At 36.2% G+C, this 13772-nt stretch carries 16 protein-coding genes; 12 read left to right on the forward strand and 4 right to left on the reverse strand.

What is annotated here, in order from left to right; all coding sequences use genetic code 11:
* The first annotated feature begins 202 nt into the window (after positions 1 to 202).
* From NTHER_RS15010 to NTHER_RS15015, 4 genes are read left to right on the forward strand one after another with little or no spacing between them, the layout of a single operon-like run.
* The gene (locus NTHER_RS15010) at positions 203 to 856 is read left to right on the forward strand and encodes a metallophosphoesterase (protein WP_012447095.1); all 654 of its coding nucleotides are present in this window, start codon (positions 203 to 205) and stop codon (positions 854 to 856) included.
* Positions 857 to 882: 26 nt separating this feature from the next.
* On the forward strand, positions 883 to 1914 hold the full coding sequence (locus NTHER_RS03230) for a hypothetical protein (protein WP_012447096.1): 1032 nt from the start codon (positions 883 to 885) through the stop codon (positions 1912 to 1914).
* Positions 1915 to 1937: 23 nt separating this feature from the next.
* Positions 1938 to 2759: a rhomboid family intramembrane serine protease gene (locus tag NTHER_RS03235; protein WP_012447097.1), complete on the forward strand. Its 822-nt coding sequence runs from the start codon at positions 1938 to 1940 to the stop codon at positions 2757 to 2759.
* Between the two features lie 42 nt (positions 2760 to 2801).
* Positions 2802 to 3512, forward strand: coding sequence for a serine aminopeptidase domain-containing protein (locus tag NTHER_RS15015; protein WP_012447098.1), 711 nt, complete (start codon positions 2802 to 2804; stop codon positions 3510 to 3512).
* On the opposite strand, the gene NTHER_RS03245 is transcribed toward NTHER_RS15015, so the two are convergent.
* Positions 3498 to 4688 (reverse strand): amidohydrolase, encoded by a 1191-nt coding sequence (locus NTHER_RS03245; RefSeq protein ID WP_012447099.1) that lies wholly within the window; start codon positions 4686 to 4688, stop codon positions 3498 to 3500. The genes NTHER_RS15015 and NTHER_RS03245 overlap by 15 nt on opposite strands.
* 157 nt (positions 4689 to 4845) lie before the next feature.
* Between NTHER_RS03245 and NTHER_RS03250 the strand changes: the two genes are divergently transcribed.
* Complete coding sequence (locus NTHER_RS03250) at positions 4846 to 5799, forward strand: hypothetical protein (protein ID WP_012447100.1); 954 nt, start codon at positions 4846 to 4848, stop codon at positions 5797 to 5799.
* Positions 5800 to 5814: 15 nt separating this feature from the next.
* Here the strand turns inward: NTHER_RS03250 and NTHER_RS03255 are convergent, their stop codons facing one another.
* Positions 5815 to 6186, reverse strand: a complete 372-nt coding sequence (locus tag NTHER_RS03255) for a DnaJ family domain-containing protein (protein ID WP_012447101.1) — start codon at positions 6184 to 6186, stop codon at positions 5815 to 5817.
* A gap of 308 nt (positions 6187 to 6494) precedes the next feature.
* Between NTHER_RS03255 and NTHER_RS03260 the strand changes: the two genes are divergently transcribed.
* From NTHER_RS03260 to ltrA, 3 genes are all read left to right on the forward strand, one after another.
* Positions 6495 to 7040 carry a TetR/AcrR family transcriptional regulator gene (locus NTHER_RS03260; RefSeq protein WP_012447102.1) on the forward strand — a complete coding sequence of 182 codons (546 nt, stop codon included), beginning with the start codon at positions 6495 to 6497 and terminating at the stop codon, positions 7038 to 7040.
* Positions 7037 to 7483: a small multi-drug export protein gene (locus NTHER_RS03265; protein ID WP_012447103.1), complete on the forward strand. Its 447-nt coding sequence runs from the start codon at positions 7037 to 7039 to the stop codon at positions 7481 to 7483. The genes NTHER_RS03260 and NTHER_RS03265 overlap by 4 nt, the downstream gene beginning before the upstream one ends.
* Positions 7484 to 7913: 430 nt before the next feature.
* Positions 7914 to 9341 (forward strand): group II intron reverse transcriptase/maturase, encoded by a 1428-nt coding sequence (gene ltrA, locus NTHER_RS03275; RefSeq protein WP_012446632.1) that lies wholly within the window; start codon positions 7914 to 7916, stop codon positions 9339 to 9341.
* A 63-nt stretch (positions 9342 to 9404) separates the two neighbouring features.
* Here the strand turns inward: ltrA and NTHER_RS03280 are convergent, their stop codons facing one another.
* Both NTHER_RS03280 and NTHER_RS15020 read right to left on the reverse strand, forming a co-directional pair.
* A complete protein-coding gene (locus tag NTHER_RS03280) occupies positions 9405 to 9593 on the reverse strand; it encodes a hypothetical protein (RefSeq protein WP_012447104.1) in 189 nt (62 codons plus the stop codon).
* A gap of 154 nt (positions 9594 to 9747) precedes the next feature.
* Positions 9748 to 10332 carry a DUF488 domain-containing protein gene (locus NTHER_RS15020; RefSeq protein ID WP_012447105.1) on the reverse strand — a complete coding sequence of 195 codons (585 nt, stop codon included), beginning with the start codon at positions 10330 to 10332 and terminating at the stop codon, positions 9748 to 9750.
* Positions 10333 to 10459: 127 nt separating this feature from the next.
* Between NTHER_RS15020 and NTHER_RS03290 the strand changes: the two genes are divergently transcribed.
* From NTHER_RS03290 to NTHER_RS03305, 4 genes are all read left to right on the forward strand, one after another.
* Complete coding sequence (locus NTHER_RS03290) at positions 10460 to 11119, forward strand: thiamine diphosphokinase (protein WP_012447106.1); 660 nt, start codon at positions 10460 to 10462, stop codon at positions 11117 to 11119.
* A gap of 26 nt (positions 11120 to 11145) precedes the next feature.
* Positions 11146 to 12060 carry a coenzyme F420-0:L-glutamate ligase gene (locus NTHER_RS03295; RefSeq protein WP_012447107.1) on the forward strand — a complete coding sequence of 305 codons (915 nt, stop codon included), beginning with the start codon at positions 11146 to 11148 and terminating at the stop codon, positions 12058 to 12060.
* A 75-nt stretch (positions 12061 to 12135) separates the two neighbouring features.
* Positions 12136 to 12870, forward strand: a complete 735-nt coding sequence (cuyB, locus tag NTHER_RS03300; RefSeq protein ID WP_012447108.1) for a cysteate racemase — start codon at positions 12136 to 12138, stop codon at positions 12868 to 12870.
* A gap of 31 nt (positions 12871 to 12901) precedes the next feature.
* Positions 12902 to 13756 carry an aminotransferase class IV gene (locus tag NTHER_RS03305; protein ID WP_012447109.1) on the forward strand — a complete coding sequence of 285 codons (855 nt, stop codon included), beginning with the start codon at positions 12902 to 12904 and terminating at the stop codon, positions 13754 to 13756.
* Positions 13757 to 13772: the final 16 nt, after the last annotated feature.

Consider the following 13772-nt stretch of genomic DNA (forward strand, 5'->3'; position numbering starts at 1 on the left):
ATTTGCCTCCTTTCAAATTGAGAGCTTTAGAATTTTGAAGCACAAACTATAAACCTTATACCCCTATTGGGTATTTTAATTTTATTATGCTTTCCCAAAAATGTCAACTAAATTATTATTTGACTCTCTCTTCTTACTTTTTTATAATCGAAGTAATCGATAATAATTTTCAAAAAAATCTTCCGAATGGGGCTTGAGAATTATGAAGAAACTTTTTGACAAAGTAAAACAGTTATTTAAATTCGAGCAAGTTGTACAGGAAGAGCTCATAGATACTTCCAAAATTCAAATACTTCATATAAGTGATACCCCATCGGAAATTCATGGAGATATAATTAGGTTAGCTGAACGTATAAAACCTGATCATATTATTCACACTGGGGATTTGGTCGATGAATTGAAAATAGGAGAGCAGGAACAACAAACTTACCGTTATCTAAGATTACTAACTGATTTTGTTGGGAAATTAAAAGAGTTGGATACCGAGCTTTGGGTAGTTCCCGGTAATCATGATTGTATCAATACTATCACCAACTTATCATATTATCAGAATGGAGAAATAAAGATTATATCACCTGGTAATAGTCTAACAATAGCTGGCTCTGAGTTTATTTGCGCTCATTATCTGGAAGATTTATTTTTAAATGATCGACAAGGTGATTATTATTTATATGGTCATAACTATGACCTCCCACAAACAGGTTGTTTTACTAGTGATACAAAAAAACCTGTAATACTAAATGGAGTAGAGGCCATAAATTTAATGCAGTTTCCTGACGAGACTGTAAATAGATTTTCTTATCCCCGAGGCACTGATCACTATAGAAAATACAATAAATCAATGAGATTATTATAATTAATTTTTGTTAGGGAGAGGATTATATGTTATTTATTAGAAGAGGGCCTCTAATACTTTTTATGAAATGTGAAACCCCCGATGAGTTACGCGGGGTATTGAACGAGATTGAAGAATCTGTCATCAAAATTGAGGGTGATATCAAAAGGGTAGTATGTACTGCTATGGATGAAGCAGGTGAAGCAGATACCATAGCAGCCTTTCAGCCAAAAGATACTGAAAATTTTTCACTATATAATGCCGAACAGGTCTTTTCTATTTCAGATACTCCCACTAACTTCCTTGCTAAATTGATCAGTTGTGGAAAATCTCATTTAATTGATCAAGTAGAACCAGGACCTTCTTTTATAGTTATGCGGGTTCCTACGCCAGGTAAAAAAGTGATTGATCAGCTAGCTGAGCATTACTCCGCTACAGCTGCTTATAAAACAAGCTTTGATGATGCAGTTAAAACAGGAACTAGAAATTCAACAATTTTATTATTTTCGGATAAACCTATAAGTAGAGTGTTATCACGCAGGGATATTTTACAGGAAGTATTATTTATTCCCCAAGTACCTTTGGAGATTTACAAAGATTTGAGAACTAATGCTATGCAGTTCTTTACTAGGGGATTAGAAGACGAAGAAAGCAATTGGTATGAATTGAAGATTAATATTTACGATAGTAATGATCAATATTTTCTTCATCTGGATAGATTGTATACTGTTTTATCGGATCTGGAACTGGGTTTTGTCATAAATGAAGAATGGACTAGGGACCAAGCTTTCATTATGATGTCAGTACCAGTATATCAAGTCAAATTATTCACTTTGACAGAACCCAAAGAATTAAAGAAAATAATTATGGGTCTTGAATATGACGAAGAAGGTAATCGACTAGTTGATATGGATATTTACTTTAGGAACAGAAAGGTCGAGCGTAATAGCCTTCCTGAAGTAAGAAAAATGAGCAAGGAAAAGAGTGGTATCACATTCAGAAAAAATGTAATTGACATGATTTCCAAAGAAGCGGGTGATACTTTAAAAAGCCTGGAAGGAGAGATATCAGACTACTAATAAACTAATAAAGGGGTATCGATATGATAAATAATTGGTTAAATAAACTAGAAAGAAAATATCGACGTTTTGGGATTAATAATTTAATGGCATATATTGTTGGTTTGATGGCTTTGGTGTATGTAGCCAGCTTGGCTGTACCTGGCCCCGCAGGAGTTATTCCTGGACTCATGTTGCACCCTCAGTTAGTCTTACAGGGAGAGGTATGGCGATTAGTTACCTTTTTATTCATTCCCCCTAGTGCTCGGTCTATTTTTGTAATTATCGTACTGTATTTATACTATATTATTGGAACTGCTTTAGAAAATGAATGGGGAAGCTTTAAATTCACTTTATACTATTTAATTGGGGCAGTAGGCACTATTGCAGCCTCTTTCCTAACAGATACAGCAGCTACTTCACAGTATATTAATCTGTCACTCTTTTTAGCCTTTGCTAGCCTTTATCCAGACTTTCAGTTACGATTATTTTTTATGATTCCAATTAAAATTAAGTACTTGGCAATTTTATCGGGAGTGTTTTTAGGATTCAACTTGCTATTTTCACCAATGCCGCAAAGGATTTTTATTATTGTAGCTTTATTGAACTTCATCTTATTTTTTGGAGAATACTTTTTTAAAACTGTAACTAGACGGACTAAAGCTGCTGGGCGAAAGCGCGAATTTATGTCAAAGGCTCGCACTAGAGAAGGCCCCTTTCACAGATGTGTTGTTTGTGGAAGAACAGAGGAGGATGATCCACAATTAGAATTTAGATATTGCTCTAAATGTGAAGGTGATTATGAGTACTGTATGGAGCACTTAAAAAATCATGAACATGTGCGAAACAATGGAAACAATAATTAAAAAAGCGTCTCAATGGGTAAGCCGCGATTAGAGGTGTTTTTGATGAAAGAACTAATAGTTATGGTTCATGGCTTCAACGCCAGAGCTTCCCAGTTTAATGATTTTAAAACATGGTTTGAGGAATGTGGCTATGAAGCTAGGGCTATAGAACTATCTACTGCATGTAATTCATTAAAAGATTGTACAGCAGAGCTGGAACAAAAGCTTGAAAACTTGTTTGAAGACAAGAAAATTCAAAAAGAAAGTATTAAAGTTCACTTAATAGGCCACAGTATGGGCGGATTAATAATTAAAAAATATTTAAATCACAACTTAATTAAGGGCTTCTTAGAGTCAAATCAGGGAGTAAAGGCAAAGTTAGGAAAAGTTATTCTTATAGCTACTCCCAATCAAGGCTCTAAAATGGCTGATATTGTGTGTCAATATATGAAACCCTTGACTAAAATCTATCAGCCATTATTAGACCTACAAACTACTGATTTCCAGTTAGAACATCCACAAATGGCTGAGGAAATAGAGATAGGTGTTATAGCCGGAAATAAGAGTAATATTATTTCCGGCTTATTGTTAGAAGGTGAAAATGATGGGCGGGTAACCGTGAGTTCTGCCCGGGTTCCAAGTATGCAAGATATGGTGGTACTGCCTTTAGGGCATAAGAAAATTCATAGGTCTCCAAAAACATTTCAATTAGTAATTCATTTTTTAGAGAAAGGATCATTTACTAGCGAAGGGAAGGGTTTAGTAGACTGTTGAATTAAATTCCTGGATAATTTGTTCTCGCAGATCTACACTTGTTAGAAGATCGTATCCTGTCATAGCCATGGCTTTAGCTGATTTTATGGTTTGTTCAAAAGCCATGTCTTCGCCTGCCTTACGGCTAAACTCATCAGTATGTCCCCTTATGGCCTCATTGGCTATTTTAATATATGGATGAATAATGGGTAGGCATTTGGAAACATTGCCAATATCGGAAGATCCTAAAATTTCGTCCCTGGCAGGGTAAGTTACCTGTTCTTCCATGGACTCAAGATTGGCTTTAAATGCTTCCCCCATAGATTTATTAGGATAACGCTCCTGATAAATTAGATCGTGTTGACACTTTAGCTTAGCATTAGTCAGTAATTCGGCTCCCTTAGTTATATTATTAATCTTGTCTAACAAATTTTCTAATTCTTCTCCTGTAGCTGATCTGACTGTAAAAACTCCTCTGGCATAGTCGGGTATGACGTTGGAGGCACTCCCTCCATGAGTAATAATTCCATTAATTTTATTTGTGCTTTTAGTACTACCTTTTATGATTTCAATTTCGTTAAAAACGTTGATCAATGCAGTGAGTGCATTAATACCCTTATGAGGAGCAGCTGAGTGGTTTTTTTCTCCAAAGGACTCAACTGTTACTTTTGTACAAGCCAATCCACCTCTGCCGATCATATTTTTAGGAGCCGGATGGACCATCATTGCGAAGTCCGTATCATGAAAGGCTCCTGCGTCTATTAAGTGAATTTTACCACCCCCACCTTCTTCGGCAGGAGTTCCAATTACGTTAATAGTTCCATTTATTTTATCGCTCTTATCTAAAACTCTACTCAAACCTATAGCTGCTCCTACAGCAGCAGTAGCTATTAGATTATGTCCACAGGCATGGCCAATATCAGGGAGAGCATCGTATTCAGAGAGAAAGGATATAGTAGGGTTAACTTTTTTATCAATCCGGTCTTTTTGATAACTGGCAATAAATGCAGTTTCTAAGCCTCCTACTGGATTTAAAAATTTGAATCCAAACTTTTCAAGAATTTCTTTCTGAAATTCAACTCCTTGATATTCTTGGAAAGCCAGTTCAGGATTGTAATATATTTTGTAGTTTAAATTTTCAAGAATATCTTTTATGCTATCGATTTCCTTGTTAATTAATTTTTTCTGAGATTCCATAATAAGCCTCCTTTAATTACTTATTTCGCCATAAATAATTACATACCTTTCTTATAGATGCTAGTTGGATAAGTGATTAAAAAAATTAAAACCAGTTTTGATGTTTCTGTTATAATAATATATGTGATGTGAGTAATATAAAAGAAGAGGTGTTATCATGAAAGGAATTGCTAAGATAAGAACTATAAGTAACTCCAACTGGATATTATCTTTTTTAACCATTTTACTGACAGTTTGCTTACTAGTAGCCACCTCTTCAGTTATCATGGAACAAGCTTTAACAGAGTCTTTTATGATGAAAACTTTTGACAAAATAGATTTTTATAATACTTTTGACGAAATTTATATAAAAGACAATTTTAAAAATATTGAAGACGCTCCTCAGGGACGCCGAACCCTTAATTATTTACTTTCGGAAGTAGATCGTTCCCGAGTATTAGAGGATAACGCCCAAAAAATAGTTCCTGATGTTCTCAATTATTTAAAGGGAGAAGAAGAAACTTTAAACTTAATGCTCTCTGTTGGAGTACTTGAGTCAGAATTAAAAGCGCAGTTGGATGATTACGAATCCTTTAAAAGAATTTTGGAATTGGAAGCACCAGACCAAGCTAGAATTTTCACAAGTCTTCCCGATGAGTTTCAAAAGAATTTTTACGATGTAATCAAAGAAGATTTGATCGATCAAATCCAACTTCCGCAACAACTACCATTAAGCTATTTTATCGTGGAGGATGAGATTACTGAAACTTTGACTACCATAAAATCAATAGTCAATTTAATAAGAGAATTTTCCGCAGTTGCTACTGTCGGTATCGGATTGACTGGGATACCATTGTTAGTGTTAGGGAAATTAAAAGGTATTCTCATGGTGGGGATTTCTTTATTTGTTTCGGGATTAATCTTTATAACTGCTCCCGTATTTTTAAATATTAAGGGGTTAATTGAAAACTATACCGAGGCCGGAGAGGGCGCACCCCTTTTAGCTGCTATTTTAAAAGAAGCTCTACATTCGGGATTGACTATAAGCTACGGGTTCGTTTTCCTAGGGATCGCGTGTATACTAGGAGCAATAGTGATAATATATAAAAAACACAAGCAAAACTTTGATTAACTGTTTTGCTTGTGTTTAAGTAAATTTTTGTCTTATTTTGTTTCGATATTTTTTAAATGCTGAAGTCTTTTTGATGCTGCGTTTTTCCATTAACTGGTTAAATCGCAGCATTTTTTCATTTCTCTGGCGTTTCAAATCTTGTTTTTCATCAGGGTCATTACATGCTTTTATTAAATCATCTAGATTCACTAGCTCTTTTTTAAGTTGAACTTCCTCAGGTAAATAGCCCGAATTCTTTAAAATTTTATATCCAGCTCTTAATTCTTCAGGTACTTGTGAAAGATCTTGCAATTCTAGTGGTTTGCCTTTACCAGGTAAGTTATCGAATACTCCATCCTGTTCAGCCTGTCGTATTTTTTCTTCACACATTTGTTCAAAAAGTTTCATGGCCCCATCGCTCCTTATCTGACTCATTTTCCTTTATTTCTATAATTATAACATGGATTTGTTCTTCTTTCTAAACTTTGGCGTTGTTATATTTATTAGTTGAAATCAACATTCACCACATTCACCTTTAATACAGCTAAAGCTTTTACTCTATTCAATTTGGTATATTATATACTTGACAACTATACCGACTGGACGGTAAAATAAGAATAGCCTTAAAGGGATTAGGGATTTAACTTTATTTAAGAAGTCTGTTTAGTGTTTGTGTTTTGAACTTTGTTTTGACTCGAATTAAAAGGGGTGGTTTTATGAGTGACGATACCAAGAGCCGAATTTTTGAAGCAGCGGCCAAAATCATAAAAGAAAGAACTGTTGATGATATGACTTTAGAAGAAGTAGCTAAAGAAGCGGGAATCAGCAAAGGCGGGTTGTTATACCATTTTCCCAGCAAAGAAGATTTAATTGAGGGTTTAGTGGCTTATTATGAGCAATTATTTACTGGAGAGATAGAACAAGAGATGGGAAAAATGCCTGAAGGAGAGAAACGTCCATTAACAGCTTATATAAATGCTGCTTTTAATTTTCAATCAAAAGCTTATGAAATTAGTCAGGGAGTATTAGCTGCCAGCTTATTGAGCCCGGGTTTACTCGCCCCTGTGCAGAAGCGGCTGTCTGATTTTACCTCGCAGTATGATCAACATTTAAAGGATGAGGATATGGCTAATATTGTAAGATTAGCAGCAGATGGTCTATGGTTAGAGGATATCTTGGAGCTCAATACTGTTCCAAAAGCCGAAAGAGATCGTATTAAAGAAAAACTTATTCAATTAGCTAAGGAGGTGGAGGAACGATGATGGAGTATATCATGTTAGCAGTTACAGCGTGGTTATTAGGTTTTATACCTTATTTTGAAATTTATCTGGCAGTTCCAGCTACAATAGCAATGGGTTTAGACCCAATATCAAGCGTATTTTGGGCCGGACTGGGAAATTTTTCAGCAGTTCCGGTTATTTTATTTGCTCAAAAAAAGTTATCTCATATACCTAGAATTGCAGCTTGGTTAGAAAAACTTACTAATAGCAAGTACCGTGAAACTATTGATAGATTTGGAAGTTCATTCGTACTATTGTTTACCCCTGTCACAGGGATTTGGATAGCTGCTGCTTTAGCCAGCACTTTTGGATATCGAGGAGCTAAACTAATGATAACCTCTGCATTTACAGTCTTATTATATGGTTCACTAGTGGCTGTGGCCACAAGTACAGGATTAGAATTGATTGGACTACTAAACTTTTAGCGGCCGAGTAACGGCCGCTTTTTATTGTGCGCCATGCATGACGATTAGCTAGGTGGTGTAAGTCCACTATGGGGGTTTGTAGTTACCAACCATTAGCCAAGAGCAAGGGTGCCCATCGTGAGGTGGGATCTGAAGGAAGCTTAAGGCAAAATTCCGACCCAAGGCACACGAACATCATCAGGCATAAGGTATGGGATGAGTTTGCAATACAAAACGAAGTCCAATCAACTACACGGACATACCAGTGTAAATGATGTGGGTACATGGAATGAAAGTTAATCGTCTTACCGTGGGAGGTCTCATGGACGTGGCAAGATGAACTTCGAACCACGGTTGAAATAAGATTTGTCATGAGAAGTCAGCAGATTCCATAGTACTTGATGAGGTCGACATCATTAAGGAAGGGATGAACCTAGGAGGAGATCAGTAAATGACTGTTACCAATAAAGGAATGAAGTGCCGCCAACTTCTGACAGGCGAAAGCTGCAAAGAAGGCTCACCGCAGAAGAATAGTGCGGAACACGAAGGATATGCGGGAGTGCACAGTTCTTTAAGGATAACTGAAAACAACATCTCCAATGCAAACTTGTCGAAGGGGAATTTGCTAGAGGAAATTTTGGATAGAGACAACATGAATAAAGCATTCAAGAAAATAAAATCCAACAAAGGCTCTCACGGGATTGATGGGATGGGAGTAGATGAACTTCTACAATATCTCAAAGAAAACGGGGACCACCTCAGGCAAAGAGTCCTGGACGGTAAATACCGCCCTAATCCCGTCAGAAGGGTAGAGATACCTAAAGAAGATGGGAAGAAAAGAAAATTAGGCATACCTACAGTGGTAGACAGGGTAATCCAACAAGCAATAGCCCAAGTACTATCTCCAATATATGAGGAGCAATTCTCAGATAACAGCTATGGTTTTCGCCCTGGACGCAGTACTCATGATGCAATTAAGAAAAGTCAACAAAACATAAATGAAGGATACAAATATGTAGTAGATATGGACTTGGAGAAATACTTTGACACAGTAAACCAGAGCAAATTGATAGAAGTGCTATCTAAGACAATAAAAGACGGTCGAGTAATATCTCTTATCAACAAATATCTAAGAGCAGGAGTAATGATCAAACACACCTATAAGGATACAGAAGTTGGCGTGCCCCAGGGCGGGCCTCTTAGCCCTATCCTCAGTAACATAATGCTCCACGAATTGGATAAAGAACTTGAGAAAAGGGGGCACGAATTCGTCCGCTATGCGGACGACCTGCTAATCTTTTGTAAAAGCAGAAGAAGTGCCGGACGCACCTTGAAGAACATACTACCCTTCATCGAAAATAAACTATTTCTCAAAGTAAATAAAGATAAAACTGTAGTTGCCTATGTAGGAAAGGTAAGATTTCTTGGGTTTGGCTTTTACAGACATAAAGGAAAAGCCAGATTAAGAGTTCATCTTAAATCAGTTACAAAGATGAGAACGAGAATAAAAGAACTCACATCTAGAAGTTATGGAATAAGCAACGAAGCCAGAGCAAAGAAACTTAGCCGATACATTATGGGTTGGGTTAACTACTTTAAACCAGCTGATATGAAGAATCTGTTAATAAATACTGACAGTTGGATGAGAAGGCGTATTCGCATGATTTACTGGAAACAATGGAAGAAAGTGAGAACAAAATTTAAAATGCTCAAGTTCTTTGGAGCCAATAAATACAAAGCATGGGAATATGCAAACACAAGAAAGGGCTACTGGAGAATTTCCAATAGCCCCGTCTTATCCAAATCCCTTGGAAATGATGTAATCAAAGGATTTGGTTTCCTATTCTTTTCGGAATATTATCGACAAGTTAAAGCGTAAACTAGGAACCGCCGTGTACCGAACGGTTTGCTCGGTGGTGTGAGAGGTCGGTAGATAAAATAATTATCTACCTCCTACTCGATTTTGGTTATCTTTGTTTTCTTGATCGCTTTCATTTTCTTCAAGAGCCATGACAAAAATGTCGTTATTGTACTTTTGAGTTAGCTCATGTTCTAAATTCTTTAGTTTATTTAGATCTTCTTTTTTTAAATCAGCCAAAGGCAAGTTGTCAAGATTATTGTACCTTTCCACAGAGAGACCTCCTTTGTTAAAAGCTATTATGATTAATTTAGTTAATCATTTGATATTATTACACAAAAAGTCTTATTTTAGTACAGCTAAAAACATGTTATAATATTGTTGGATAAATATTGAAATCTAATTCATAAATTAACTGTAGAGTCATTCACGAGAACAATCTTGACTTATCTTGTCTGCGTTTTTGATAAGCTTGTGTAAGTATGTTTTGATAATTAGGATGACTATCCAATAAACTTATCTGATTATAATTGGGTATATATTTATCAATTAATATTTGTTCAAGTTCTTGGTGAGAAATTAATTTGTTACTAGATAAGATATGATAGACTGTAATTTCTTCTTTAATCAAAAGGGGACTGATTAAAGAGGATCTATGGCATTTGGAAGGATCTCGTTCACTGCACATAATAGTAACCTCTCCTGTTAGTCTATTCGCACAGTTCAAAATTTGCTGAAATTTCTTTAAACCTATTTGTAATTCATTCTGTGGTATCTCTTGAAATCCACCTAGATACTTGCCTAAATAACAATACTTGATATTATTTTCAGCTAGCTTTTTTTCAAAATTCTTTTTGGAAAAATGGGGAACATGGGAACTATATGGAATTCTCCTAATATCAGCTACTGCCTTTATGTTATATAAACTCAATAATTTCAAGAATGTGTTAAAATTATTATTAGAATGTCCTATTGTAAAACACTTGGATTTATACATATTGGTTTCATACATAGATGATGTTCACCTCCATATATTTAAAATTTCAATTTTACTTTACAATGCTTATACTTGGTACATCTAATACTCCTAAACAAAGGATTTAGAGCGCCTTGTAATAAGAGGAGAGGGGGAAACTTAATTGGTTTCGGGAAAAATTAATCGGGTAGCTATTTTTGCCAATGGAGACTACGATAATCCTCAGTTTTATTGTGAAGAACTGGAGAAAAGTGATTACATAATAGCGGTTGATGGTGGAGCTAACTTTTTATATAAAGTCGATGAAACTCCTGATCTTTTGCTTGGTGATATGGATTCGATAACAGCTGAAGCTTATCAGTATTACTCCAGATTAGATATCCCGATTAAACACCATCCTGCTGAAAAGGATGAATCTGATTTAGAACTAGCTTTAGTTACAGGAATAAATTTAAAACCCAAAGAAATATTTGTATATGGTGCCTTTGGTAACAGGGTTGATCACTTATTTGCAAATATTATGGTTATGTTGAATCCCATAAAAAATGGGATCTATACTTGTTTAAAAGATACATGCCATGAAATCACTATTACTGATTCCAAATTAACTTTGATTGGAAATCCCGGTGATTACTTGTCTTTATTTGCTTTAACTCAGGAAGTGAGTGGTATTTACGCTCATGGGGTAAAATATCCTTTAGAAAACGATTCTTTAACTATGGGTCCTTCTAGAGGCTTAAGCAATGAATTTATAACTGAGCAAGTGGATATTGCTATAAAGACAGGATACCTCCTGGCTATTAAGGTTAACACAAAATTTTAATTTGAGACAACAACTGGAGGGGTATCGTGAAAGTTGCGAAATTAATTGGTCTAGACAAAACACCTGATATTAAACCAGGTCACGATTTAGCGCAAATTATATCAGAAAATATGGTAAAAGAAAGTTTAGAATTAGTTTCTGGAGACATAGTTGTAATCAGCAGTAAAATAGTTTCCAAGGCAGAAAATCGAATAATAGATCTCAACTATGTTTCACCTGGTAAAAAGGCTAAATCCCTTTCCCAATTGACGGGGAAAGATGCTGCCCGAATTCAAGTGATCCTTGAAGAAGCAGAGCAAGTGGTTGGTTATCTGTCACTAAAAAAGCTTGTTCAGGACCGAGGTTTTGTTGAATCTTATTTTGGGAATGAAGATGCCCACAAAATGTTACAGAATAATGAAGCTGTACTCTTTACCGTTATGCCCAGTGGACAATTGATGACAGATGGAGGAACAGATTTTTCCAATGTAAAAGGAAAAAGAGTATTGTCTTTGCTCCCTCGCAAGCCCATGGAAAGCGCTGAGGAAATTCGAACACAACTTGAAAGCATTTGGAATTGTTCACTAGGGGTGGTGGTTTCTGATTCAGAGATTAGAGCTCTTCGTCAAGGAACTGCAGATATAGCAATTGGTTATAGTGGGATAACTCCTTTAGAGCAAGGCTTTGGCAAACAAGATTTATATGGTGAACCTACATTTGGTGGGGTTGATTCCATCTGTGACCAAATAGCAAATAGTGCGGCTTTGTTGATGGGACAGCGGGATGAGAATGTACCGGTTGTCATACTTAAAGGACTGGCCAATTTTCAAGAAAATTATGTTAAAATAGATAGCAAACCAGAATTACCATATAGTTACATGGCCAGATTCATTAAAGAAGTTGCCATATCCAGGTTCAAATTATATACTTGGCCTTTACTAGCTTTGTTGAGAAATGACTAGTAGGTAGGGAGAGTAACTATTTTTCACATAAAAAATTAAAACAGGAATATAAAGACACTAAGGGAGGACGAATTCATGGAAAAAAAAGTAGTTGGAGTACTCGGTGGTATGGGACCCCAAGCGACTGTTGATTTTATGGACAAGGTAGTTAAAAAAACCCCAGCAACCAAGGATCAAGACCATATTAGAATGGTGGTAGATAATAACCCCCAGGTGCCGGATAGAACCAAGGCCATCATAGAAGGGGGGGATAACCCAAATACCTATTTACGGGATATGGCTAAAAGGCTTGAAAATATGGGTGCTGATTTTTTGGTCATGCCTTGTAATACAGCTCATTACTTTTATAAAGATATTCAAGATGTGGTTAATATACCTTTTGTAAACATGCTTGAATGTACGGCCAGGTATATAAATAAACTAATAGGGAATGATTCAAAACAGGGTAAAGTAGGACTATTAGCAACTAGCGGAACACTTCAAACAGAGATATACCAAAATCAATTATCTCAATTCGGTTTTGAAGTTATTACCCCAGAACCATACCAACAACTTGTTATGGAAGCGATTTATGCTGTAAAAGCAGGCGATATTGGCACTAGCACCAGAGAACTATTAGAAAAGCCTATTAAACAATTAGAAAATAACGGTGCTAAAGCTATCATTATGGGTTGTACGGAAATTCCAGTAATTGCAACGACTGAACAAACTACCCAAGCAGAATTGATTGATCCTACTGAAGTGCTGGCCGATGAAACTGTTTCTAGAGCCCTGAAAACTGGTGACAAATTGGAAATAGGTAAAAATTAAAAAAATTATAAAATTTTCAGGAGGTGTCTTCATGTCACAAGCACTTGCTTATGTAAATGGGGATTTTGTGGAGCTAGAAAAGGCAAAAATAGATGCCCTGGATAGGGGGTTTATTTTTGGTGATGGGCTGTATGAAGTAGTAGCTATTTTTGGTGGAAAAATGTATCAATTGGATGAGCATCTGCAGCGGTATTGGGATGGAGCTCAAGAAATGATGTTTGAGAACACTCCCCGACCTGAAGATTTAAAGAAAGCAGCTCGTGAACTTCTTCAAAAAACTGGTATTGGTGAAGGAATCATTTATTTAGAGGTTACTAGAGGCACAGCACCCAGAAGTCATCGTTTCCCCCAAGAACCGGAACCAAATGTATTCATGTTTGCTAAAGAAGCACAGTTCCCCGACGGTGAAAAACGAACTAAAGGTGTCAAGACAATTTTAGTCCCTGATGAACGATGGAATAGATGCCATGTAAAAAGTATCAATCTATTGCCAAATTGTTTTTATAAAGAAAAGGCCAAGCGAGCAGGAGCATATGAGGCTATACAGGTACACCGTTTGGGAATAACGGAAGGAACTAGCACTAATATCTATGGGGTAAAAGACGGGGTGATATATACAGCTCCAGCGGGTCCCAGAATCTTAAAAGGAATTACCAGGACTACAGTATTGGAGTTGGCAGAACAACAAGGAATTGAAGTTGTGGAGAAGTTTATGACAACAGGAGAACTGTTAAGCTGTGACGAAGTATTCCTTACAAGTACTACTAATAAAGTCTTGCCTATAAATCAGGTAGATCAAGTAACCTTCCCTGTCGACCAGTATCGTGTCACTTTCACCTTACAGGAAGAACTAGAGAAGCATATAATCGAAAACAGAGAAGACTAGTTGTACTTCTATTACC

It is taken from the genome of Natranaerobius thermophilus JW/NM-WN-LF (assembly GCF_000020005.1).
GTDB classification, from domain to species: Bacteria; Bacillota; Natranaerobiia; order Natranaerobiales; family Natranaerobiaceae; genus Natranaerobius; species Natranaerobius thermophilus.